Raw genomic sequence first — 25,072 nt, forward strand, 5'->3', positions numbered from 1 at the left:
TGTTACAAGTCTGTTCTTTTTGGGTGCATCCGTTACCTTATACTTTATAAGGAATGTACATAAAGGGAGCGAATAAGAAATGAATATCACCTGGGCTTTACTGATGATGGCCCTGGGAGGCGTAGGTGTCCCGAATCAAGGACATGAAGCCGATGTGGCAGCAGTACTGCAGAGCGCCATGAATCCCCCCATCGTCGCTGAACACACCACCAATCCGGACGCAGCAGCATCACCGAACGGAGGCGGTATTGCCTCTCCTGCACCTTCACCAGGCGCATCGCCGGAGACAGCACTTCTTGCCGATCCGCAGCCGGATGCTCCCAAGGTTAAAGGGATATACGTGACTGCCTACAGCGCCGGGGGTGCACGGATGGAGACCCTGCTTGCCCTGCTGGACAAGACTGAGCTCAACTCCATGGTTATCGATATTAAGGATGATGCCGGATATATCACCTACAAGACGGACAATGCTGAGCTTCAGCAAATGGGACATCCACAGCCGTTCATAGGTGATATCAACAAGCTGATGACCCGCCTGAAGGAGCATGATGTCTACCCGATTGCGCGGATCGTAGTATTCAAGGATTCTGTGCTCGCCAAAAAGAACAAGGAATTATCCTTCGTAAACAAAGACGGCTCAGTCTGGGCCAACAAAGGCGGAGACAGCTTCGTCAATCCTTATAATGAAAATGTATGGAAGTATAACGTAGATATTGCCAAGGAGGCCGTTAAGCTCGGGTTCAAGGAAATCCAGTTTGACTATGTACGCTTCCCTGAAGGCTTCGAGAAGCGTGCGGACACTCTGAAATACACGAAGAGCGACAGACCGCGCGTGGAAATTATCGCCGACTTTGTTAAGTATGCCAAAGCTGAGCTGGCACCGCTGGGGGTTCGGATCTCTGTGGATATCTTCGGCTATGCCGCCTCGGTACCTGCCGCAGAAGGTATCGGCCAGGATTTCGTGAAGATCTCCAAGAATGTCGATGTCATCAGCCCGATGGTCTATCCGAGCCATTATTCCACCGGCTGGTTCGATGTGAAGGACCCGGACAAAGACCCTTATGCTACCATTAAGGGCTCAATGGTCGATACACACAAGAAGCTTAATCCGCTAGGCAGCTTCAAACCGGTGATCCGCCCATGGATTCAGGATTTCACCGCCAGCTGGCTGGGCAGCGGGCATTATGTCAAATACGGCAAGAAGCAGGTTGAAGATCAGATCCGCGCCTTGAAGGATCAGAATATTGACGAATTCCTGCTATGGAATGCCAACAACCGCTATACGGCCGATGTGAAGTACGACCAATAAGCTTTCTGCAATTATCCGGATGTATCCATAGCCGCATGATATCCAGAGCCCGGCAGCTGCCGGGCTTTTTACTGGGAATATTTTCACTGGGAATATAAGTATTTAAAATAAAGATAACGGGGCATTGATGATTATGAAACAGACAACTTCCATTAAACAAAAGGCCGGGCAATTCCTGCATATATTGCTTCCCATTCTGATTACTCAGATTGCATTGTCGGCCATTACCTTCTTCGACACCAATATGTCCGGCAAATTCGGCACGAATGATCTGGCCGGCGTAGCCATCGGAACAAGCCTGTGGATTCCGATCCAGACAGGCCTTAGCGGTATTCTTATGGGGATCACACCCATCGTGTCTCATCTCCTCGGCAGCAAGCGGGGCAAGGATGTGGCCAACCAGGTAATGCAGGGCATTTGGCTCTCCCTGATTGTATCCGTGCTCGTGCTGATTCTTGGCAGCCTCGCTCTCACACCGATCCTGAATTTCATGAATCTGGAGCCTGCGGTACGAGATATTGCCTTCCGCTTCCTCGGTGCTATCTCCTTCGGCATTATTCCGCTGTTCGGCTATACCGTTGTCCGCAGCTGTATTGATGCCCTGGGTCAGACCCGTGTCTCCATGTTCATCACCCTGATTGCCCTGCCGGTCAATGTGGGACTTAACTATCTGCTGATCTTCGGTAAATTCGGCTTCCCCCGCCTTGGCGGAGTAGGCGCAGGCGTAGCCTCTGCGATCACGTATTGGGTCATTTTTCTGATTGCCCTTATCTTCGTCTACCGGGCTGAGCCTTTCCGCAATCTGCAGATTTTCCGTAAATTTCACTCGGTGTCCCTGGTAAGTCTCAAGGAGCTGCTGAAGATTGGTGTGCCTATCGGCTTTTCGATCTTCTTCGAGACGGCGGTGTTCTCGGCTGTAACCCTGCTGATGAGCCGCTTCGATACCATTACAATCGCTGCCCATCAGGCCGCCATTAACTTCGCCTCCACCCTCTATATGATTCCGCTGAGCATCTGCATGAGTCTGACAATTCTCGTCGGCTTCGAGAGCGGCTCCGGCCGGCTGAAGGATGCGCGCCAGTATGGCATTATGGGCATTGGTACGGCGGCTGTCCTCTCCCTGCTCACAGCGCTGGTGCTGCTCTTCGCCGGGAATCATGTCGCCGGACTGTATTCGGATGACCATGAGGTGATCTCGCTGATCCAGCATTTCCTGATCTACGCGATCTTCTTCCAGATCTCCGATGCCATCGCAACCCCGACTCAAGGTGTACTGCGGGGATATAAGGATGTTAATCCTGCGTTCGTCATCTGCTTCATTGCTTATTGGGTGATCGGCCTGCCCGTCGGATACCTGCTTGCTACTTATACTGAGCTTGGGGCTTACGGCTACTGGATCGGACTCATTACCGGCCTTGGAATCGGCGCAATTCTGCTCCTGGGCCGGCTCGTCAGGGTGCAGCGCAGATTCGCCCCGGAGAAGGCATAATTGACAACAGCCACAGACAAGGGAGAGTACTCTCCTTCGTCTGTGGCTGTTCTTCATTACCGGCTTTTTACAAGCAGATCTACTGCTTCCTTAATCACTTGCTCAGGGGAGTTCCCCTTCGCAAGCTCTTCCTGAATGCAGTGCTCCAGATTGTCTCCGATCACGGCACCAATAGAGCGGTCTACGGCTGTTCGTATCGCTGTCAGCTGAGTCACGATCTCGCGGCAATCTTTGCCTTCCTCCAGCATCCCGAGTACTCCCCTCACCTGACCTTCGATACGCTTCAACCGGTTGCTAATAGCTTTATCATACTCCACTGTCCCTTGGCCCCCTCTAGATGAATAAGTTCACGCCGGAATCCTCGGCAGCTCCCAGATAGCTGGCAACACCGCCGAAGTCTACACCTTCTATTAATTCCTCCTGCTTGATGCCCATGATGTCCATGCTCATCGTGCAGGCCATCAGCTTAACCCCGGCATTCAGTGCGCCTTGCATCAGATTCTCCAGGGATTCCACATTCTTGCGGCCCATAGTATAGCGGATCAGCTTCGACCCAAGCCCGCCCATGTTCATGCGGGATAAGGGAAGCTTCCGCGTCCCCTTCGGCATCATCATGCCAAACATCCGGTCTAGAGCATTCTTCTTCACCTGCGGAGACTGCCCCCGGCGCAGAACATTAAGCCCCCAGAAGGTAAAGAACATCGTTACCTGCTTGCCCATCGCTGCGGCGCCTGTTGCAATAATGAAGGAAGCAATGGTTTTGTCCAGATCACCGCTGAAAACAATCATCGTTGTACCTTCAGAGACCGCTGACTGTTCCCCCGGAACTACGGTTCTGTCTGACGGGTCTACTCCCTTCCGTACCAGCGCCTGGACTTTGCCGCCGGATACATCCACAGATTCCAGCGTGTTTCCCGTCTTGCTGCACCACTGCCTGATATCAGCGGCAAAACCGAAATCCGTTGCAGTAATCTCAACCCGCTGGCCTTCCTCCATTGAGCTTATAGTCTCATATACTTTGAGTATAGGGCCGGGGCACTGTAATCCGCAAGCATCCAGCAGGAGCTGCGGCTTACGAGTGAGCTGTTCGTGGCTATGGACTATACTGGCGGGAGACGGGGCATTCACTTTTAAAGCCGGTGTCTCTCTCTTCCCGGAAATCTCAGTGTTATTCCCCCTTGCCATCGCTGCGTATGTTTTGTACCCTCCGTCAACGTTTTGTACTGCATATCCGTATTGGATTAACATGCGGGCAGCAATGTAGCCGCGCAGCCCTACCTGGCAGGACACGGCGATCTCCCGATCCCCGGGAATCTCTGTGAGCCGGCCTCTCAGCTCAGCCAGCGGAATGTTGATGGAACCCGGAATGAAACCGGCTAAACGCTCCGCTTCGTCTCTGACATCAATGATGAGGCCGCCACTACATGTGAATTCATCCACTTCATGCCATTGCAGATTACGGACGAGTCCCTCCATCAGATTGGAGGCAACATAGCCCGCCATATTGACCGGATCTTTGGCCGAGGAATACGGCGGCGCATACGCCAGCTCCAGATCGGCCAGCTCATCTGCCTTAAGCTTGCTGCGGATCGCGGTGGCAATGACATCTATTCTTTTGTCCACTCCGGCACTTCCGGCCGCTTGTGCTCCATAAATCTCTCCTGTCTGCGGGTTGAACAGCAGCTTAAGCGCTATCGGTGCAGCACCGGGGTAGTAACCGGCGTGAGAATTCGGATGGATATGCACAGCTTCATAAGGTACCCCAAGCGACTTAAGCGTCTTCTCATTATTCCCGGTCAGCGCAGCAGTCATATCGAAGATTTTGATAATCGCAGTACCTAATGCCCCAGTGTAAGAGGCTTCCCGGCCGTTGATATGATCGGCGGCCAGACGCCCCTGCCGGTTCGCTCCCCAGGCCAGGGAGACCATGGTATCGAACCCTTGAACGCGGTCCTTCACTTCAATGACATCCCCTACGGCATAGATGGCCGGATCACTGGTCTGTAGCGAGGCATTGACCTTAACCGATCCCCGGATGCCCAGCTCCAGCCCGCAGCTCCGTGCCAGGTCATTCTCAGGACTGACCCCAATTGCCAAGATAACCATATCCGTTCTAAGCTCCCCGCCGGAGGAGAGACGGAGCAGGCTGCCTTGCTGTTCAATAGCCTCTACACCCTCATTCATCCGCAGTTCCACCCCGTGCAGACGCATATGCTCTTCCAGCGGACGAACCATCTCCAGATCAAGCGGGTTCAGAATCTGCTGACCCCGGTCAATCACAGTGACATCAAGCCCCCGCTCCCGCAGGTTCTCCGCCATCTCAAGACCAATAAAACCTGCACCAATTACAGTGGCATGCCGGGGGTGACGGCTGTCCACATAGGCCTTGATACGGTCTGTATCAGGAATATTCCTTAAGGTGAACAGGTTCTCAGCCTCTGAAATGCCCGGAATCGGGGGAACGATCGGCTTCGCTCCCGGTGAGAGTACTACGATATCATATGGAATCTGAAGTGTCTCGCCTGTTGTAACATTGCGGCAGTGTACCTGCTTACGTTCACGGTCAATCTCTGTCGCCTCGGTAAAGATTCTCACATCAATATTGAAGCGTGCCCGGATTCCAGCCGGTGTCTGCAGAAACAGCTTGTCCCGGGAATCAATACTCTCCCCAATATAATAAGGCAGCCCGCAATTGGCAAAAGAAACATGCTCTCCCCGCTCAAGCATGATAATGTTGTCTTCTTCGTTCAGTCTTCTTAGGCGTGCCGCAGCGGATGCCCCTCCGGCAACTCCGCCGATAATGACTATAGTTCTGCTCATTCTTATTCCCTCCTAGTTATATACCCCTATGGGTATGATATTATACGGGTGGGGGTATACTGTCAAGTCAAAAAAGAGCAGCCCCTTCCGGTGATGGAAGGCTTGCTGCTCCGCTGAGAGTTGAAGATCCTATAAATTCTGCTGCTCTTACTGGGACAAACGGGAAGCCAGCTCATACAGCTCGATATTGAAATCCTTCTTCGTATTCACTACCTTATCGATATCGGTCAGGGTCAATTCCCCTTTAATAATTCCGCATGCCTTGTCCGATTCGCCTTCAATCAGCTTACGAACCGCGAAATCAGCCAGACGGCTGGCGAGGTTACGGTCTCCTGGTGTTGGAGTACCTCCGCGCTGAATATGTCCCAGTACCGTAACACGGGCATCCAGGGAAGCATGGCGGTCTTTGAGTGCCTGAGCAACATCCTCACCCTTGCCAACGCCTTCAGCTACAATGACGATACTGTGACGTTTGCCGCGTGCGAAATTATCCTTCATCCGGTCAGCTACCTCATTCAGGTCATAAGGCATTTCCGGCACCAGAATCGTCTCCGCCCCGGAAGCAAGGCCTGCATGCAGAGCTATATCTCCGCAGTGACGCCCCATAACCTCTACGATGGAGGAACGCTCATGGGATGACATGGTGTCGCGCAATTTATTGATCGCATCCACTACCACGCCAACGGCAGTATCGAATCCGATAGTGTAATCTGTGAACGATATATCATTATCAATGGTACCCGGCAGAGCCATCGTCTTGATTCCAAGCTTGCTGAGCTTGTTGGCGCCATGGTAAGAGCCGTCTCCGCCGATAACAACCAGACCGTCGATGCCGAGCTCATTCAGAATGTCAGCACCTTTCTGCTGGCCTTCCGGCTTCATGAACTCCAGACAGCGTGCAGACTGCAGAACCGTACCTCCGCGCTGGATGATATCTCCGACACTGCGCAGATCCATCGGGAAAATGTCGCGGTTCAACAGGCCCTGATACCCGCGCTGAATGCCGAATACTTCAATTCCGAAGTAGATCGCGCTGCGGACAACCGCACGCACTGCGGCGTTCATCCCCTGGGAGTCTCCTCCACTGGTTAATACTGCGATTTTTTTTACGTTTGACATTCTGTTAGTTCCTCCTTAAATTTGTGCCAGTTTCTCCCCTTACCCGGAGAAGATCCGGCAGCATCTAATACATGTGTTTGCGTATCCAGCGGCTGTTGACGAAGAAGAAGAGTCTGGTCAGCGGACTATTCTTCATCAGCCTCCGGGATACCGAGCGGACCTCGCGTTGCTCACTAACCTTGGGATCGGATAAATACAGGGCCAGCAGTCCTTCGATGATCATACGGTGCATGGAGTTCTCAGGAAGACTCCGGACATCCTTGCGGGCCCATTCCACAATGGAAGCGATCCGGTTCAGCATCATATCCGTATTCTCATAATAATTGCAGAAATTGAGATCACCGCCGGCCCGGTCTTCATCCTGGTCAATCAGATAATCCAGCATGATATGCAGGCCGCACACATGCGGAAAATAAGCAGCACGAATGGATGATGATGCCACTGTGCTTAGCTTAGGATCACAGGATGCCAGAAAAAGCATGAATACGCCCAGGGTTGAACCGGTTGCGGCCGCAAATTCATTCCACTGGAGATGAGGCGCGCGGTACCCCTCCTTCTCCCACCATTCCTTGAGGGCAGCTTCTCTAAGCTCCGGGTGAATGTGCTTATAGACCTGAAGATCAGTGTACAATACAGCCAGATTATAGACCTCTTCAGTAGCAGCACCGTAGCCGGGTAGCCGGGAGGTCATCTCCTGGCATTTGCGGACCAGTCTGTGCAGGTATCCGCCGTCATTCTGTTCCGTACGCAGCGCGTAATAGTTCACAGGCTCCGCGCCGGGGGTAACAGCATCCAGCATGGACTTATGCAGCAACCGGAAATCGGCCGGGTCAAGCGAAGTACTGCGGTCACACAGGTTGTCCAAATAATCACTGATCGTCTGATAAGCAACAATTAGCGGAATCAGTATATGTCTCATCGACAAATTGCCGGCGGCATAGATTCCGCCGCCTTCGCAATGAAACTGCTTCGTTTCAATGCTGGCAAGCGCTTGCTTACGGAGCTCGGGATCGGGAATTCCTTCTGCATCCTTGCGCCAGGAATCGAGACATGATCGCACTTCCGGCAGCACGTACTTATAGACCCTCTTCATGAGTCCAATAGGACCGCGCGGACTACGGTTACGGCCTTGCTCAAATTCATTCAATGACAGTGCCTCCACATTGTTGTCTCCTTATCCAAATCATGATTATTATAATATGCAGAGCGGATTTGTACAAACAACAAAATCACTTTCGCAAACTCTTGAAAGATTCAGAAAATCGATATTATACGAATCCCCCGGCCTCTCCGCTTTATGCTATACTATACTTTTCTATATCCCGAAGGAGTGCACAATCATGAATGCGAGGCGGAGCGGCGGCCAATACAGTGATCAAAACTGGCTGCGATCCTTTATGTTTACGCTGTACGGCACCAGTGTGCTGGTTGTTTCTTATTTCCCGTTATTTTATGCCCACTTAGGCTTCAGCAGTCCGCAAATGGGTCTGCTCTACTCGGTAGGCCCGTTGATCTCGATTCTCTCTAATCTGTTCTGGAGTATGATGAGCGACCGGCTGGGTACCGTCCGTAAGATTATGGCTCTCCTGCTTGGAGGCCAGCTAATCACCGCCATTATTCTGGCCAGAGCCACCGATTTCTCGAGTGTCATGCTTATTTTATCCTTTTTCTATTTCTTCTATTACCCTGTCTTTCCACTGGCAGATACGATGGCAATCAAAATTGCCCAGCGCCACGGGCGGAATTTCATTGCCATCCGTGTATTCGGCTCGCTCGGTTACTCCTTCTTCGCCCTTACAATCGGCTATGTACTCAGAACACTGGGACCTCAGTACAGCGTAGCGATTTGTATTGTGATTGTCGTAACCGCGCTGCTGATTACGATTGGGCTGAAGGATGTGAAGCGAACCGAAGCGGCTCCGCTCTCTATAGACAAGGAGTCTACGGACAAACCGCTGAAGGGCGCCGGACTCCGGGAGATTCTGCTGCAAAAGGAAGTGCTGTGGTTCTTCAGCTCTGTCTTCTTGCTCGCCATCGGCTACCGGATGAACGAGGCCTTCCTGACGATCAGCCTCAAGGGCATGAATGCAGGAGATGAAGTTGTCGGCTGGGCGCTGCTGGCTTCAGCGCTCAGTGAGATCCCCATCTTCTTCCTGCTCAGCAGATATGGCGACAAGTTCAAGGAGCTGCCGCTGCTTGCTTTTGCCAGCCTGATGTTCACGCTGCGCTTTCTGTTCATGTCGCTGGCCCAGGAGCCGGGTACCGTAGTTGCCATTCAGGCCATGCACAGCATTTCGTTCGGCATTTATTATGTAACTGCGGTCCGCTACATCACACGGATCATCCCTGATCACCTGCGGGCAACCGGAATGGCACTCTTCACCGTTGTATGGTCCAGCGGCGCAGGGCTGCTCAGCGGCACCTTCGGCGGGCTGATCTACCAGGATGCCGGCCGAATTGTATTCTATCTGGTTGCTACCGGCTTCTCGGTTCTGGCCTTCATCGGCTTCCTGTCCAAGCATCTGATGGACCTCGGTGGCGGTGCGGACCGTCCGCTGCGGCGTAAGAGCAAGACCCCGCTCTGACTGATTATGGGCGGGGAAGGATATAGCACCACCGGGCACGCCGCAGCATAACAAAATGCCTGCGGCATCCTCATTGTGGTCGGTTTTTCGACCATATCCCGCCCACTCGCCTCTTCCGCACCGAATGTGGTCGGTTTTCCGACCATATCCGGCTGTTCGCTGAAATCAGCGAAGTCATTCCTATTAACTTGATGCGTAACTTATCCACACCGGACGTAAATCATAATTTCCTAACCAATAAAAAAACACAGCCCCCGAAGGAACTGTGCTGCTCAAGCTGCCTGATGCTACTTATGCCAGTGCGTGCTAGATCAAATATATATATTGCGGCTGACAGAAGCTCTGCCTTGGCCGTATTTTATAATTTAACTACGTTCGCTGCCTGTGGACCACGGTTACCGTCAGTAACATCGAATTCTACCGCTTGGCCTTCGTCCAAAGTCTTGAATCCGTCGCCTTGAATCGCTGAGAAGTGAACGAATACATCTTCGCCGCCTTCAACTTGAAGGAAACCATAACCTTTTTCTGCGTTAAACCATTTTACTGTACCTTTCAAATGAACAACCTCCTAAAAATACCGCCATATATGGCGTATGCTTACATTATACTCTTTCTATACTTGTAAAGCAATCCATCTTTTCCCTGATTTCATGATTTAATTTGCTTTTCCCTTCTCCGGTGCGTTATCATTGACCCAAAAGCCAAAAATCGCCAGGGTGGTAATGATAATGATCAAAAAACATGAAATATACAAAACAGACAAGTGGAACATGATGACGGTGGAGGTTCAGGGACGTTATATTATCCTTCGTGAAATCTCCGACCAATGGGGAGAAGAAACGCATACCTTCATGAGCCGTCCGGCTATGATGCAGTGGGTGAACAACCGCTTCAATAAAGAATCCTACAAGGATAATGAAGAAGAGTACAAGAATATCATCGCAGCCTTCAAACAGGTATAGTCCGGCATGGATAATGAGAGTCTTGTCATTTATGTCATTGTCGTCCTGTGCCTGGGTGCCGTACTGATTATGAGCAAGGACAAAATGCCCCCGCGCTTGAAGCGCGGGATGGCATTGACCGCAGTCATTATGATTGCGCTGGCTTTTGTCTTCATTATTTATAGCCTGCTCACATAACTTCATCTGTAAGCAAGATTTAATAAACATGAATTGGCAGGGCATACTAAGCAGACTTTGAGAATCAGGAGGCTGCCGTCATGTCCGTTACCGCCAAATCACTCCCGCTCCTGCTTGCGCTCAGCCTGCTGCAGGGAAATCTGTCCTCAGCGCTCCCGCAGGCGGAGAGCAGCCCAGCCGCATCCCATCTACCGAGGAGGATTTCTATGGAACAATTACCTAAGAGAAGTGAAGTGCCCGCCGAGAACCGCTGGAAGCTTGAAGATATGTTTGCTTCAGAGGAGCAATGGGATGCCGAATATAAGGAAGTGAAGGCGCTGATTACAAGCGCTGCCTCCTTCCAGGGGAAGCTGGATTCTCCGGATGCCCTGAAGAAGTGCTTCGAGCTGGACGATAAGCTGTCCCTGCTGACTGAACGCCTCTATGTCTATGCGCATATGCGCCAGGACGAGGATACAGCGGCTCCGAAGTACCAGGCTCTCTCCTCCAAGGCCAAGAAGCTTGGCGTTGAAGCGGGTGAAGCTCTTTCTTTTGTCACACCTGAGATTCTGGCCCTGCCTGACGCGACACTGGACCAGTTCATCGCTGACCCTTCGCTCTCCGACTACACCTTCACCTTGACTGAAATGAAGCGTGAGAAGGCCCATGTCCTGTCCAAGGCGGAAGAAGCGCTGCTGGCTCAGGTCAGCACGATCGCCCAGGCCCCGCAAACTGTATTCAGCATGCTGAATAATGCGGATCTGAAGTTCCCTAAGATTAAGAACGAAGAAGGCAAGGAAGTTGAGCTGACCCACGGAAGCTATATTCAATTCCTCGAAAGCCCGGACCGTGAGGTACGCAAGAACGCCTTCAAAGCGGTCTATGAAACTTACGGCAAGCAAAAGAACACGATTGCTGCCACGCTGAGCGCGAATGTGAATAAGAATGTCTTCTACTCCCGTGTGCGCAAATATCCTTCCGTACTGGAAATGTCCTTGTACGGCGACAATATTCCGAAGGAAGTCTACACGAATCTGATCGATACGATTCACGAGAGTCTGCCGCTGATGCACCGTTATATGAAGCTGCGCCAAAAGCTGCTTGGGGTAGATGAGCTACATATGTATGACTTGTTCGCTCCGCTGGTGGACGAATATAAGCTGGATATTACGTTTGACGAGGCCAAGAAGATTACCAAGGAAGGCCTGAAGCCGCTTGGCGAGGACTACCTGAGTGTTCTGCAGGAAGGCTATGACAAAGGCTGGATCGATGTCTACGAGAACGAGAACAAACGCTCCGGCGCATACAGCTGGGGAGCTTACGGCACCCATCCTTTTGTGCTGCTGAACCATAATGACAATCTGAACAGCATGTTCACACTGGCACATGAGATGGGTCACGCCCTGCACTCCTACTATTCGGACACAGCGCTGAAATACCGGGACGCGCAGTACACTATTTTCCTGGCGGAGGTTGCTTCTACTACCAATGAGGCGCTGCTGATGGATTACCTGCTGAACAAATCCACAGATCCGAAGGAAAAAATGTACCTGCTCACCTATTATGCCGACCAGTTCCGCACGACGGTATTCCGGCAGACGATGTTCGCTGAATTCGAAAAAATCATTCACCAGCGTGCTGAAGAAGGCGAGTCGCTCACACCGCAGGATCTCTCGGCTATCTACTATGACCTGAATGTCAAGTATTACGGCAAGGATATGGTGATTGATCAGGATATTGAGATGGAATGGGCACGGATTCCGCATTTCTATAACAGCTTCTACGTCTATAAATATGCTACCGGCTTCTCGGCGGCGACGAGCTTCGCCAAACAGATTCTGGAGGAAGGCAAACCGGCGGTAGACCGTTACCTAGGCTTCCTGAAGAGCGGCGGCAGTGATTATTCAATCAACATTTTATCCAAGGCAGGGGTTGACATGTCCTCTCCTGAACCGATCCGCGAAGCGATGAGCGTATTTGAGAGCGTCATTGAGCAGATGGAGCAGTTGACCAAGTAAGACAGAAGGCTTAGTATTACAGTAATCCCTTGCCCTTTGCGGGCAGGGGATTTGTATTGTCACATCATCCTGAGGAGGAAGCTATATGAAATTACAATGGTCACTTATATTAGGTTTATTTTTCGCTCTGCTGACGGCAGTATTCGCAGTAATGAATGTGGATACGGTGCCCGTTAATTTCGGGTTTGACTTTGTCAGCATTCCGCTTATCCTCGTTATTCTTGGCTGTGCGCTGATCGGCGGTGTTGTGGTCGGTTCGTACGGGATTTTCCGCCAGTATAAGCTGCAGAAGCAGATCAAGAGCCTGAATGCCGAGCTTGCCAAGCTGCGTGACTCTAACAGTATCAACATGGAAGCTATCCCTGCTGAGAGTGCTCCCTTTACTCCAGAAGGATCATCCCAGCTGTAACCCATAGACGAATAGGAGGAACTGTCCTTGCTTAACATCCAGCCCAATGAAGAATATATTCTGAATCTGCTCAAAAAACTGCTCGACACCCCAAGCCCCAGCGGCTTCACCGCCCAGGTGATGGCACTCGTGGCTGAAGAAGCGGCAGCGCTGGGTATTCCGCTCACCTGGAATGAAAAAGGCGGCGCGATGCTCACCGTACCCGGACTTGATCCTTCGCGCACGATCGGCATCAGCGCCCATGTGGATACGCTCGGTGCCATGGTCCGCTCTATTAAGTCTAACGGTACCCTCCGTTTAACCTCTGTAGGCGGATTCAGCATGAACAGCATTGAGAATGAATATTGCATCATCCATACCCGCAGCGGCCTAACTTATACCGGTACGATCCTGACCAGTCATCCATCTGTGCATGTGTATGCCGATGCCCGTGATTTCAAGCGTGCGGAAGAGAATATGGAGATCCGGATTGATGAGCTGGTCTCCACCAAGGATGATGTGCTGAAGCTGGGGATTTCGGTAGGTGACTTCATTTCGTTCGATGCAAGGGCGGTGCTTACCCCCAGCGGATATATCAAATCCCGCCATCTGGACGACAAAGCCAGTGTAGCCGCTTTATTCGGGCTGCTGGAGAGCATCCGGCGCGAAGGCTGGAAGCCGCTGCATAACCTGTCCCTTCTCATCTCCAACTATGAAGAGGTAGGTCACGGTGCTGCCTGGATTCCAGGGGAGATCAATGAGATGATCGCTGTGGACATGGGCGCGATGGGCGATGACCTCAGCTGCAAAGAGACGGATGTCTCCATCTGTGCTAAGGACTCCTCCGGCCCGTATGACTATGCCATGACCAGCCGCATGATCGAGCTGGCGAACGGTCTGGCCATTCCATTCGCGGTCGATATCTATCCGCAATACGGCTCCGACGCCTCTGCTGCGCTGCGCGGCGGAAATAACATCCGGGCCGCACTGATCGGACCGGGCGTACACGCCTCGCACTCCATGGAGCGTACCCACAAGCAGGCTGTGCTTAATACGGCTAAGCTGCTGGCGGCTTATGTTGGGGCGAACTGATCGGGCTGCTCGCCACGGCGGGTCACTTTCTATAGCAACACGACCTGGATATTAGTAAACAAGTACAAAAAGGCAGCCCCAGCTCATGTAAATAGCTGGGGCTGCCTTTTTAGTTGACCATATTAATCTTGACCAGGCCGAAATGTTGCAACTATTGCAACCTGGCCTGCCCATAACTGGACGTTTGCAGGGGATTCCTGCATAAATTGCAACAATCTCCCCGCCCACCGGCTCCAGGGAGGATTTATCCTGCATTTTGTGCAACATTTGCGGATTAGAGCTGAGATAACGAGTGAGATGTTGCATTTTGGGCAGGATTTTCGCATAAACCTTCTGAACTTGAGGATTAGGCTGCGATGACACGTGAGATGTTGTATCCCCCGGTTAAGGCCATACCTGCTCCAGCTTGTCCGCATAGTACTTGATGGCCTTACGGTAATCCCGGATACCGGGATCGGCAGATGTATCCGCAAGTAAGGTAAGCAGCAGCTCCATGGCTTCGGTGTGTGCACCGAGATTATGCAGCGTCATGGCCAGAAAAGCCTTGAATTCCGCCCGTTGCGGGAATTCAAGCGCACCCTGCTCCAGGAGCGCACGGGACTCCGCATACTGCCCGAGCGTCCGGTACGTACTGCCCAGACCCAGCATCGCGCCTGCCTTCTGCTCCGCATCTGGAAGACCTAAGGCAAGACTCTGCTCGTAATAAGCTACCGCCTCACGCTCCAAGCCCAGCACATCATGCGTCCATGCCAGCTGATAATGCAGCTCAGCAGTACTGTCGCCCTCTGAGAGTAGCTGTAGCAGCATGTTCCTCGCTTCTTCAGCTTGGCCAGAGGAGCGCAGCTGCACGGCTTCTTCTATCGTATGAGTCACAGTCACTGGGTCACCGGCCCCTTTCTAAGCGTTGCTGCTTACCTACTTACCCGCGATCTTCTCCGCCAGCTCACTCAGATACGTCCAGCGCTCCATCAGGCGCTCCAGCTCTGCCTCGGCCTGCCGCTGCTTCTCCACCAGCTCCTGGAGTCTGCCGGAGTCAGCGAAGGCCGCTTCCATCTGTGCCGAGATGTCCGTCAGATGCTGCTCCGCCTGTTCAATGGCCTCGTCGATTCCTTCATACTCACGCTGCTCCTTGAAGGTGAATTTCAGCTTCTCGCGCGGCGCTGACCCGGCCTGTGCATTCCCGCCCTGCTCAGCAGCGGCAGCACCCGTCCCGCTGGCGCTGCGGCCGGAGCCGCCTTCTGCCTTGCCGGAGTTCCCGCTGCCCGAAGGGACGTTCTTCGCCAGCCACTCTTCATATTCGCTATAGTCGCCGACATGCAGGCGGATGCCCCCATCCTCGAAGGCAATCAGCTTATCCACGGTGCGGTCCAGGAAGTAACGGTCATGCGATACCGTGAAGACTACGCCAGGGAATTCATCGAGGTAATCCTCCAGCACAGCGAGTGTACCGATGTCCAGATCATTCGTCGGCTCATCGAGCAGCAGCACGTTCGGCGCTCCCATGAGGACACGCAGCAGGTAGAGACGTCTTTTCTCGCCGCCGGACAGCTTGGAGATTGGCGTCCACTGCATCGCGGGCGGGAACAGGAAGCGCTCCAGCATTTGCCCGGCGGTGATGACACTGCCGTCTGCTGTCTTGATGATCTCGGCTTCTTCCTTCACATACTCGATCGCCCGCAGGCTGAGATCCATGTCCTGATGCTCCTGGGTGAAATAGCCCAGCTTCACGGTTGTCCCGAGCTGCACCTCACCGCTGTCCGGGGTAAGCTTACCGGCAATCAGGTTAAGCAGCGTGGACTTGCCGCTGCCGTTCTTGCCGACAATCCCCACACGGTCCTGCGGCACAGCAATATAATTCAGATCCTTGATTAAGGTCCGGCCATCCAGCGATTTGGTGAGATCCTGAATCTCAATGATTTTGCGGCCCAGTCTGGTGGAGGCTACAGAGATATCCATAGATGACGCCGATGCGCCTCCCGTGCTCTCCTTGAGCTTCTCGAAGCGGTCGATCCGCGCCTTCTGCTTCGTGGAGCGTGCCTTAGCCCCGCGGCGAATCCAGGCCAGCTCGGTGCGCAGCAGATTCTTGCGCTTCTGCTCGGCCGAAGCCTCCCGTTCTTCACGGTCTGCCTTCAGCTCCAGGAACCGCGAATAGTTCGCTTCATACCGGTACAGATTCCCGGCGTCCAGCTCAAGCATTACACTGGCTACCCGTTCCAGGAAATAACGGTCATGCGTGACCATCAGCAGCGCCCCGCGCCGCTTCTGCAGATACTGCTCCAGCCAGGCTACGGAATCCGTATCAATATGGTTGGTAGGCTCATCCAGAATCAGCAGCTCCGACGGCGTAATCAGTGCCGCCGCCAGCGCCACGCGCTTGCGCTGTCCGCCCGACAGGCTCTCCATCCGGGCATCGAAGCGGGTAATCCCCAGCTTCGTGAGGACCGTCTTGGCTTCACTCTCCAGCTGCCAGGTGCCGGCGGCGTCGATGGCCTGTCCAATCCGGACAAGCCTGCTCTCCAGCCCTGAGTCTCCCGGATTCTGCTCCAGAAGAGACATAACCTCCATGTATTCCCGCATCGTCGCAAGCTCCGGGTCCTCTCCGGCAAATACCTGCTGCAGGACCGTATTTCCAGGCTCATAAGGCGGATTTTGGGCCAGGAACTGCACCCGCACATCATTGCCGATGCTAATCTGCCCTTCATCTGCTGTATCGAGCCCGGCGATAATCTTCAGAAAGGTTGATTTTCCCGTGCCATTGACACCAATTACGCCTATCTTATCCCTGTCGTCCATGCCAAAGGAGGCATCACGGAACAGGGTTTTCTCCCCGTAGCTCTTGGAGAGATGTTCCACCGTCATAATATTCATCAGTTGTCCTCGCTTGCCTTATATTTTGAAACCGGAATTGGCTGTACTCTCTTAAGATTCAGCTTCAGCAGGGAAGTCGCCCGGCGCCGAATCCAGGCTGCCCAGCGCCCCAGTGATAAAGAGCCTGGCCGCAAACTTCGCCCGCTTATCCGCATCTGCCTCGGCAAACTCAGGGTCGAACAGGATATCCATTTTCAGACGGTCCAGAATCCCGATGTACGACTGCGCCATCAGCTCCGGCTCGGTAGCCCCGCCTTCCAGCAGCACCTTCACCACAGCCTGCATATAGGCTTCCATGAACTGTGCCATATACGCCACCAGCTCAGGGTTATTGTTAGGCGCACGGAAGAACAGCTTCGTATGCTGCTTGCGCTCATAGTAATAGAACAGATGATGCTCTGCAATCACGGAGAGCTTGTCTGTCAATGCGGAGCAGGTCCTCAGCTTACCCTCAAGCTGCTCAAGGAAGCCTTCACAATCGCGGCGGGTAACCGCCATGAAGAGCTCCTCTTTGCTTTTAAAATATAAATAGACCGTACCCTTGGCAATGCCTGCACGTTCGGCCACTTCCGACATCTTGGTCTCATAAAAGCCGCCTGAACCGAAAAGCTCATAAGCGGCATCCAGAATAGCTGCATGTTTGTCTACGGATGCACTGCTCAACGGTTCACCTCCCAACCCATAGAATCCTGTATGTTACCGGATAATGCAACGGCCGGCTTAATCCTCAGGTCCGTCCTTATCCTATGTAACTGATATAACTGACCAGCAGCGCTACAGCACCGCCTATTATAGAACTTACAGCATTTACAGTATCATTGTCCATCCAGCGCCAGCCCCTGGCGTATACCGTAGGCTTCCCGCAGTGCTTGGAGGCCTCGACCTCGCGGCCGCAGACCGTGCAGCGGTTCATCCGTTGCACGGTAGCACCCAGAACCGAGTCGGCAAAAGCTCCCGCAAGCCCGCCCAGCAGTCCGGCCATCACCAGCAGCCAGATGGCATGGGGCGTCATGCCGGAGGCCGCCCGCAGCAGCCAGGAGGCTGCACCGATGAGCGCTCCTCCCGCCGCAGCAGCCAGCGTCCCGGGCAGGGATACGCCGCCGGAGGTGCCTGCCTCCAGCACCTTCCCGGTCAGCACCGACCGGGGAGGCTTCCGGGCCAGCGTGCCGATCTCTGTCGCCCATGTATCCGAGGTCACGGTAGCCATCACCCCGATGAACAGGAAGCCCCAGAGCTCCAGCGGATAGACCGCGTTCAGCAGAACGGCCAGCATCCCGAGTCCGCCGTTGGCGAAGACCTGACCCGCGTCGCGGCGTCCGGTTTTGTCATACGTGGCCTCCAGCTCTGCCTTATTCTCATGATGCAGCTTCGACAGCAGGGTTGAGGAGATGAAGAACACGAGCAGGATACCGAACCAGAACAGATTTCCCGCACCGAAATAGATCGTCCCCATGACGACTGCCGCCACCATCCCTGAGAAGCTAAGCGAATGCTTCCAGTAGGCAGCCCCGGCAACCAGCAGCGCGCCGCAGGCCCCAATCAGCCATTGCAGCACTTCAAGTCCTGAGAGCATCGCCTTAACCGATCAGGCAGGTGCCCATGAGGGTATCGCCCCAGAACAGCTCGAACGAATCGCCCGCCACTACAGGACCTACACCGGCGGGAGTTCCGGTGAAGATAATATCGTCTTTGCCCAGCCCGTAGCGGGCGGCAATGAATTCAACGATTTTTTGCAAGGAGAAAATCATATTCTTCACGTTCCCGCGCTGAACCTCAATCCCGTTCTTGCGGACGGTAAAGTCGGTGGCCTCCAGTTCCTCTTCCTCAGGCAATGCCATGTACGGGGTCAGCGGAGCTGCGTTCTTGAAGCCCTTGGCGGCCGTCCACGGCAGCCCCTTGCGCTGCAGATCATTATGCACATCACGGAGCGTGAAGTCGAGGCCCAGCGCCATCACATCCACCAGCTCCTGTACACTCATCCCCGGCACGTAATCACGTGCAATGCGCAGCACCAGCTCCCCCTCGTAATGAATCAATCCGGCGTCCTTGGGCAGATGGATGATCGCTTTATCCAGGGCCACGGCAGCATGAGACGGCTTCAGGAAGATCAGCGGCTCGGCAGGCACCTTGTTGCCCAGCTCCTCCGCATGTAATTGATAGTTGCGTCCTACACAGTATACATTATTGATCGCACTGCTCATTGTTCCGTCAGCTCTCTTCCTCTATGAATTGGAATTCATACTGCAATGCTGCAATCCTTATTAGGCCTTCAAAAAGAGTTCGCCCCAAATATCCGGACGGTTCGTACAGATCATAATATCGGAATGAATCTCCGACAGGCGGCGCATCTCCTTGCCCTTGTTCAAGGTCCAGGCCATCACCTGCACCCCGCGTTCAATCAGGGATCTGGCCAGAACCGGGCTAAGCCGGTCATAGCTGATGGATAAGAAGGAGCAGCCCAGCTCATCAAGCTTACCCGCAGGATTACCGGATCTGGAGTCATAGATCAGCCCTGTATGGAACCGCGCGTCCAGCTCCTTGATCCGCCGCAATACACCGGCATCGAACGAGGTCAGCACCACTTCCTCGCGCATTCCCCTGGCATTCACCAGATCAATGACTGCCTGCGCAAGACCGGGATACATATCCCCCACCGTCTTCAGTTCAATATTCAGCCGCAGCCGGCCTGATGCCAGAGCAAGCACCTCTTCCAGAGAAGGCACCCGCTCTCCGCGAAAAGCACGCCCTTTCCAGCTCCCCGCATCCAGCCGCCGCATCGGCTCGTACTCCATATTCTTCACCTTGCCGTGTCCGTTGGTCGTACGGTCCAGGGAATAGTCATGGATGACCACGGGAACCCCGTCCTTCGTCAGCTGCACATCAATCTCTATCCAGCGTACAAAGGGCAGCGCAATCGCCATCCGCACGGCGGCCAGTGTATTCTCGGGGGCCTTACCGGAAAAACCACGGTGGGCTACACACATATTGTTCATCATTGATACGCACCTCCGGCTATTTCACCGCTTGGGTTACGGTACCGTCATTGCGGACCTTGATCAGGCCGGAAGAAATAGATTGTATTCTGTGCAGCAGCAGCTGCCCGTCGGCTTCATTCATCGGCACAGGCTGCGCCAGCTCGGCATCCATCGGCTTCAGCTTAAGAGCGCATTGCCCCTGCTTGCTGCATTCCGCCTGGAATACCGCCGTCTCCCAAGTCGCCGGGATGGAGCCGCGTGTGAAAATAAAGTTGCCTGTGCTGTAGGCAATCCATTTGCCTTTGTACGGCTCAATTCCCTGCAGCACATGAGGATGGCCGCCCATCACCAGATCGGCTCCGGCATCAATGAAGCTATGCCCAAGCGCCTGCTGGGTCTTGTCATACTGCTCCATCCGCTCCCGTCCCCAATGGACGACGACAACGACAACATCGGCCTTTTGCTTGGCTGCGGCAATCGCCTTGAGACCTTCCGCACTGTCATACACGGAGGCAAGGCCAGGCTTGCCCGCTTCCGCCTTCCATTCAATCACCGGCATCACCCGGGTGAAGCCCAGCAGGGCAATCTTAATTCCATTACGTTCAAAATACTGCGCCGAATAGGCCTCCTGGCTATTCCGCCCTGCCCCCACATGAGGGATTCCGCGCTCACCCAGATGCTTCAGGGTATCCAGCAGACCTTCCTCCCCCTGATCCAGCGTGTGGTTGTTAGCCAGATTGACGGCATCCACACCGGCGGCTTTGAGCGCGTCCAGTGCTTTCGGCGGTCCCTTGAACACAAACTGCTTGTTCTTGGCCCCAACCCCGCGTGTAGTAATCGGCGTTTCCAGATTGACTACCGTGAGGTCATCCTTCTTGAACATTCCATCCAGCGCGCTGTAAGAATAATCGTAGCCCTTCTGCTCCAGCAGCGCGCCTGCCTTCCCGCTGAAGATGATATCTCCGGCAAAGCTCAGCTTCACCGTCGCTCCGGAGGTATTCTCCGGCAAGCCTGCGACCAGCCCGCTGCTGCTTCCCGTTGTGGCCTGCGGTGCATCCGTAGGGGTTGCCTGATCCGTTGGTGACGGTGCTGGCGTAGCCGAAGCTTCCGTGGTCGCCGCAGGCACTGGAGAAGCCTCCGGTGTCTCCTCCGGAGCAGGCTCCGCAGTGGCTGTAGCCTCTGCCCCGGGAGCTTCTTCTGTCGGGACGGCTTCCGAAGGGGCTGCCGCCGTTGCAGCAGCTTCTGGTGAAGGGGAGGTGACAAGCGCCGCTGGCGGAGCAGCAGAGCCCTGCGGGTCCTTGTCATCCATGAATGAATAAGCGAGCGCTGCGGTAATCATCAGCAGCAACGCCACATTGACCCACGCCCAGACCCTTCTGCGCCGTCGCCTGCTATGTTGTCTCTTGCCTTGTCTATTGCCTGATCTCGGCGGATACATGAGTCCAAGTAATCTCCTTTACCCTTAAAGTGTTTCTATTATAGCATATCTATCAGCTGCCGCTCCAAGCCGGGAACGGAGCCTCTCATAAAAAAAGATGGAGCGCCACTGCTCCGCTCCACCGTTGCTTTTAGATTGTAGCTCCCGCCGGCTCCGGCAGCTTCGTGAGGCTGGCTGCGGCAGTCTCAGCCGTAAGCTTTGCCTGCTTGATGCAGTCCGGCATCCCGATGCCGTCATAGCCTGCGCCAAAAGCATAGACGCCGGGCAGCTTCTGCGCCAGCTCGCTGCGCAGGCCGGAAATCCGGCCGGGATGGCCGACCGGATACTGCGGCATGGATGACCTCAGCCGGGTAATCTCTGTGAACAGCGGCGCTGCAGTGATCCCCATAATCTCCTTCAGGTCCTTGCGGACCAGCTCTGCCAGCGCATCATCCGGCAGCTCCACATTCTGTTCATCCCCCGAGCGTCCCACGTAGCAGCGCAGCAGCACCTTATCGTCAGGACTGGTATGCAGCCATTTCGTAGAGGTCCAGGTGCAGGCTGTGATGTTCCGCCCTTCCTTACGCGGAACAAGGAAGCCTGATCCGTCGTATTCGGTAACGATATCTTGCCGGGTGAACGCCAGAACCACATTAGCTACTGATACATAGTTCACTGCATCCAGCGCCGACACATCCACATGGGGACGCAGCAGCTCTGCGGCTGCGAAATTCTGCACCGTAACATAGATGTCGTCTGCTTCCAGCAACTCACCTGTCTCAAGCTCCACCTCATAACGGGCAGCGCCGGAAGAACCGGCGCCTCCCAGCACCCGGATGGACTTCGCTCCTGTCCCCGTGATTTGCCGGACATCCTGGAGATCATGGATGAGCGCATGGACAAGACTCTGCAATCCTTGCCGGAAGGTGAGGAAAGCACTTTTCTTCGTCCCGGTATGAGTCTCCACCGGCTTCCTGCCAGTCGTCATTCCCCGGATCAGGCTGCCGTACTGACGCTCGACCTCACCGAACTGCGGAAAGGTCGCCTGAAGGCTGATCTTGCGCATATCCCCTGCATAGATCCCTGCCAGCAGCGGCTCCGTCATATTCTCCAGCACCTCTGTACCCAGACGGCGCTCAATCAGATCGCCTAGCGACTCATCCTCCGCACTGCGGCGGGGCGGGAGTACGAAATCCATCATCGCCCGCATTTTGCCGCCGAAGGAGACCAGACCGCTCTTCAGGAAGGGCTTCAGCTCTGTCGGAATGCCCAGCACAAGACCGGCAGGCATCGGATGAAGCTTGCCCCGCTGCAGAATGTAGGTCTTCTTGGCATTAGGATTCGTGCTTACCAGCTCGTGGTCCAGCTCCAGCTCCCTGGCCAGATCGACCATCGCCGTCTTACGGGCCAGGAAGGAATCCGGGCCCTTCTCAATCACGAAGCCGTCACGGTGCAGTGTCTCGATTTTGCCGCCAAGGACCTTGTCCTTCTCGATTAAGGTAATCTCTGGCTGTACTGCCGCCTCACGGTAGAACTTGCGGATATAGAACGCGGCGCTGAGCCCGCTAAGACCTCCGCCGATAATAACTACCTTGCGGGGTGATGCCGTCATGGCAGATTCACCTTCAACTGGTTCGCCTTCGTACGCACCACATCGCTGAGCACCGACATATAGGCCGGATCACTGTTCAGCGAGTCAATCCGCAAGAGACGCATATCCAGCTCGGAGGCAAGCTGCTGTGCTTCAATATCCAGATCGTACAGCACCTCCAAATGGTCGGACACGAAGCCGATCGGGGCTGACAGCACGTACTTCACCTGGCTCTCGGCCAGCTCACGCAGCGTATCGAGAATATCCGGGCCCAGCCAAGGCTCCGCCGTCCGGCCCGCACTCTGCCAGGTGAACTGCCAGGATTCCACCCCCGCCTGAGCGGCAATCGCCTGAGAGGTCTCCAGCAGCTGGTCACGGTACGGATCGCCCATCGCCAAAATACGTTCAGGAAGACTATGTGCACTGAACAGCACGCGCACTTCCTCGCGCGCCGCGCCGGTCTCTTCGAACTCGTCCAGCTTGGCAGTCACTCTCCGGCTAAGCACATCGATCAGCTCGGGATGCATATGGTAGCTCTCTACGAACTCCATATGAATACCGCAGGCTTCAGCTTTTTCCTTGGCGCGCTTGATATAGGTTCCTACACTCATCACAGAGTAATGCGGAGCCAGCACGATGCCAATCGCCTGGGTAATACCGTCCCGGACCATAGCCTCGACACCATCCTCGATGAATGGTCTGGCATGCTTGAGACCCTGGTAGCAAACATACTGGATCTGCCCGCTGTTCAGCTTGGCCTGCAAGGCTTCCACCTGACGGTCCGTATTCTCTCTAAGCGGAAAAACCCCGCCGACAATCGCCTTGTAGCGGTCAGTCAGCTCTTTAAGCTGCTCAGCAGAGGGAGCGTTCCCCCGGCGGATATGCGTATAATAAGCCTCTACATCCTCAAGACTCTCAGGCGTGCCGTACGACATCACGAGTACTCCAATTTTGTTGGCCACGGTTTCCATCCCCTTTTATGAATAATTAACGTCCTATACAGCAAAGAGAGCAGCAAAGGCTGCTGCCATCTTGATGCTATTTCTTCAACTATGCCAGCGGCGGTACCGACTGTTTCATTGCCGCTGCTGAATACTCATGCACATAATCCGTTAATTCCTTGAGCGTATCGAGTGAAGCTTCAGGGAATAATCCATGTCCCAGGTTGAAAATATACCCCGGCTGCATGATGCCTTCATCGATAAGTTCCTTGGCCCGGGCTTTGAGCATATCCATCGGCGCGGTCAGCAGGTATGGATCCAGATTGCCTTGAACCGCATAGCCTCCGCCCAGTCTGCGCCGTCCTTCGGTGATGCTTACCCGCCAGTCCAGTCCAATCACATCGGCCTGCAGCTTGGTCAAGCTTGGGAGCAGCTCCCCTGAGCTGACACCCGGGAAGTAGATCTTCGGAACCTCCAGATCAGACAACTCCGCAAAAATCCGGGTGATCGTCGGCAGCACATACTGCTCAAAATCACGCGGAGCCAACGCCCCGACCCAGCTGTCGAACAGCTGGAACGCCTTCCCGCCGCTGGCGACATGGGCGCGCAGATAGACGATAACCATATCGCCCAGCTTCTCCATCAGCTTCTCCCACACCTGCGGCTGGCTGAACATCAGCTCCTTGGTACGGTGATAGGTCTTGGACGGTCTGCCTTCGATGAGATAACTGGCGATGGTGAACGGAGCCCCGGCGAAGGTGATCAGCGGAACGTCCAGCTCCTTGTCCAGTATGGCGATGGTCTCCAGTATATGGCCCAGATCGCCTTCCACATCGATCGGCTTCAGCCGTTCCACATCAGTTGCGGAGCGGATCGGATTCTCGATAACCGGCCCGATGTTCTTCACAATGTCAAAATCCACACCGAGGGAGGCCACCGGATTCATGATGTCAGAATACAGAATGGCTGCGTCCACGCCCAGCTTGCGCACAGGCATCAGGGTCACCTCAGCCGCAAGCTCAGGCTGCCTGCAGATCTCAAGCAGCGAATATTTCTCCTTGATCGTACGGTAGTCGGGATCATACCGGCCAGCCTGCCGCATGTACCATACGGGGGTGTACTCCGTGTTCTGCTGTCTGCAGGCACGGATAAAAGTGTCGTTGTAGGTCATGATAAGATCTCCATTAGATTTGATAGAATACTGTGAAAAAACACATATCATTATTATGCCCCTTTTGTAAGCGGCTAACAACCGCCTCACCCGAAAGGGAATGACAATCCCATGACATTACTATGACATGTGTTGCATTGTCCGGCTGAAAATCTATGATATACTGATATA

The 25,072-nt window shown here is 54.2% G+C and carries 23 protein-coding genes; 8 read left to right on the forward strand and 15 right to left on the reverse strand.

The window, feature by feature from the left end; genetic code table 11:
* Positions 1-79 precede the first annotated feature (79 nt).
* Complete coding sequence (locus tag MHH78_RS24945; protein WP_341169165.1) at positions 80-1,309, forward strand: putative glycoside hydrolase; 1,230 nt, start codon at positions 80-82, stop codon at positions 1,307-1,309.
* Between the two features lie 133 nt (positions 1,310-1,442).
* Positions 1,443-2,798, forward strand: coding sequence for an MATE family efflux transporter (locus MHH78_RS24950; RefSeq protein WP_341169166.1), 1,356 nt, complete (start codon positions 1,443-1,445; stop codon positions 2,796-2,798).
* 56 nt (positions 2,799-2,854) lie between these two features.
* Here MHH78_RS24950 and MHH78_RS24955 read toward each other — a convergent pair whose 3' ends face one another.
* From MHH78_RS24955 to MHH78_RS24970, 4 genes are all read right to left on the reverse strand, one after another.
* Entirely contained in the window at positions 2,855-3,115 is a 261-nt protein-coding gene (locus tag MHH78_RS24955; protein ID WP_341169167.1) for a metal-sensitive transcriptional regulator, read from the reverse strand.
* A gap of 16 nt (positions 3,116-3,131) precedes the next feature.
* The gene (locus MHH78_RS24960) at positions 3,132-5,618 is read right to left on the reverse strand and encodes a CoA-disulfide reductase (protein ID WP_341169168.1); all 2,487 of its coding nucleotides are present in this window, start codon (positions 5,616-5,618) and stop codon (positions 3,132-3,134) included.
* Positions 5,619-5,765: 147 nt separating this feature from the next.
* On the reverse strand, positions 5,766-6,737 hold the full coding sequence (pfkA, locus tag MHH78_RS24965; RefSeq protein WP_036725223.1) for a 6-phosphofructokinase: 972 nt from the start codon (positions 6,735-6,737) through the stop codon (positions 5,766-5,768).
* A 64-nt stretch (positions 6,738-6,801) separates the two neighbouring features.
* Positions 6,802-7,884, reverse strand: coding sequence for a tetraprenyl-beta-curcumene synthase family protein (locus MHH78_RS24970; RefSeq protein ID WP_076078515.1), 1,083 nt, complete (start codon positions 7,882-7,884; stop codon positions 6,802-6,804).
* Between the two features lie 193 nt (positions 7,885-8,077).
* Between MHH78_RS24970 and MHH78_RS24975 the strand changes: the two genes are divergently transcribed.
* Positions 8,078-9,322 carry an MFS transporter gene (locus tag MHH78_RS24975; protein WP_341169169.1) on the forward strand — a complete coding sequence of 415 codons (1,245 nt, stop codon included), beginning with the start codon at positions 8,078-8,080 and terminating at the stop codon, positions 9,320-9,322.
* 358 nt (positions 9,323-9,680) lie between these two features.
* On the opposite strand, the gene MHH78_RS24980 is transcribed toward MHH78_RS24975, so the two are convergent.
* The gene (locus tag MHH78_RS24980) at positions 9,681-9,878 is read right to left on the reverse strand and encodes a cold shock domain-containing protein (RefSeq protein WP_036725228.1); all 198 of its coding nucleotides are present in this window, start codon (positions 9,876-9,878) and stop codon (positions 9,681-9,683) included.
* Positions 9,879-10,050: 172 nt separating this feature from the next.
* Here MHH78_RS24980 and MHH78_RS24985 point away from each other — a divergent pair, with 172 nt between their 5' ends.
* From MHH78_RS24985 to MHH78_RS25005, 5 genes are all read left to right on the forward strand, one after another.
* Complete coding sequence (locus MHH78_RS24985) at positions 10,051-10,284, forward strand: hypothetical protein (protein WP_036702226.1); 234 nt, start codon at positions 10,051-10,053, stop codon at positions 10,282-10,284.
* 6 nt (positions 10,285-10,290) lie between these two features.
* The gene (locus tag MHH78_RS24990) at positions 10,291-10,461 is read left to right on the forward strand and encodes a hypothetical protein (protein WP_209874284.1); all 171 of its coding nucleotides are present in this window, start codon (positions 10,291-10,293) and stop codon (positions 10,459-10,461) included.
* 206 nt (positions 10,462-10,667) lie between these two features.
* Positions 10,668-12,458 carry an oligoendopeptidase F gene (pepF, locus tag MHH78_RS24995; RefSeq protein ID WP_036725485.1) on the forward strand — a complete coding sequence of 597 codons (1,791 nt, stop codon included), beginning with the start codon at positions 10,668-10,670 and terminating at the stop codon, positions 12,456-12,458.
* Between the two features lie 85 nt (positions 12,459-12,543).
* Positions 12,544-12,867: a LapA family protein gene (locus tag MHH78_RS25000; protein ID WP_341169170.1), complete on the forward strand. Its 324-nt coding sequence runs from the start codon at positions 12,544-12,546 to the stop codon at positions 12,865-12,867.
* Between the two features lie 27 nt (positions 12,868-12,894).
* A complete protein-coding gene (locus tag MHH78_RS25005; protein WP_341169171.1) occupies positions 12,895-13,938 on the forward strand; it encodes a M42 family metallopeptidase in 1,044 nt (347 codons plus the stop codon).
* Between the two features lie 384 nt (positions 13,939-14,322).
* Here MHH78_RS25005 and MHH78_RS25010 read toward each other — a convergent pair whose 3' ends face one another.
* From MHH78_RS25010 to hemE, 10 genes are all read right to left on the reverse strand, one after another.
* Entirely contained in the window at positions 14,323-14,817 is a 495-nt protein-coding gene (locus MHH78_RS25010) for a tetratricopeptide repeat protein (protein WP_341169172.1), read from the reverse strand.
* Between the two features lie 36 nt (positions 14,818-14,853).
* On the reverse strand, positions 14,854-16,806 hold the full coding sequence (locus tag MHH78_RS25015; RefSeq protein WP_076078415.1) for an ABC-F family ATP-binding cassette domain-containing protein: 1,953 nt from the start codon (positions 16,804-16,806) through the stop codon (positions 14,854-14,856).
* A 51-nt stretch (positions 16,807-16,857) separates the two neighbouring features.
* The gene (locus tag MHH78_RS25020) at positions 16,858-17,469 is read right to left on the reverse strand and encodes a TetR/AcrR family transcriptional regulator (RefSeq protein ID WP_341169173.1); all 612 of its coding nucleotides are present in this window, start codon (positions 17,467-17,469) and stop codon (positions 16,858-16,860) included.
* A gap of 76 nt (positions 17,470-17,545) precedes the next feature.
* Positions 17,546-18,358, reverse strand: a complete 813-nt coding sequence (locus MHH78_RS25025) for a DUF92 domain-containing protein (RefSeq protein ID WP_341170375.1) — start codon at positions 18,356-18,358, stop codon at positions 17,546-17,548.
* Between the two features lie 25 nt (positions 18,359-18,383).
* The gene (locus MHH78_RS25030; RefSeq protein ID WP_339255344.1) at positions 18,384-19,007 is read right to left on the reverse strand and encodes a fumarylacetoacetate hydrolase family protein; all 624 of its coding nucleotides are present in this window, start codon (positions 19,005-19,007) and stop codon (positions 18,384-18,386) included.
* A gap of 60 nt (positions 19,008-19,067) precedes the next feature.
* Complete coding sequence (locus tag MHH78_RS25035; RefSeq protein WP_341170376.1) at positions 19,068-19,799, reverse strand: glycerophosphodiester phosphodiesterase; 732 nt, start codon at positions 19,797-19,799, stop codon at positions 19,068-19,070.
* 19 nt (positions 19,800-19,818) lie between these two features.
* Entirely contained in the window at positions 19,819-21,219 is a 1,401-nt protein-coding gene (locus MHH78_RS25040) for a CapA family protein (protein ID WP_341169174.1), read from the reverse strand.
* A 130-nt stretch (positions 21,220-21,349) separates the two neighbouring features.
* The gene (hemG, locus tag MHH78_RS25045; RefSeq protein ID WP_341169175.1) at positions 21,350-22,810 is read right to left on the reverse strand and encodes a protoporphyrinogen oxidase; all 1,461 of its coding nucleotides are present in this window, start codon (positions 22,808-22,810) and stop codon (positions 21,350-21,352) included.
* Entirely contained in the window at positions 22,807-23,751 is a 945-nt protein-coding gene (hemH, locus tag MHH78_RS25050; protein ID WP_341169176.1) for a ferrochelatase, read from the reverse strand. The genes hemG and hemH overlap by 4 nt, the downstream gene beginning before the upstream one ends.
* An 88-nt stretch (positions 23,752-23,839) precedes the next feature.
* Positions 23,840-24,901, reverse strand: coding sequence for a uroporphyrinogen decarboxylase (gene hemE / locus MHH78_RS25055; RefSeq protein ID WP_341169177.1), 1,062 nt, complete (start codon positions 24,899-24,901; stop codon positions 23,840-23,842).
* Positions 24,902-25,072 lie beyond the last annotated feature (171 nt).

Source organism: Paenibacillus sp. FSL H3-0333, assembly GCF_038002805.1.
GTDB lineage: Bacteria > Bacillota > Bacilli > Paenibacillales > Paenibacillaceae > Paenibacillus_AQ > Paenibacillus_AQ silagei.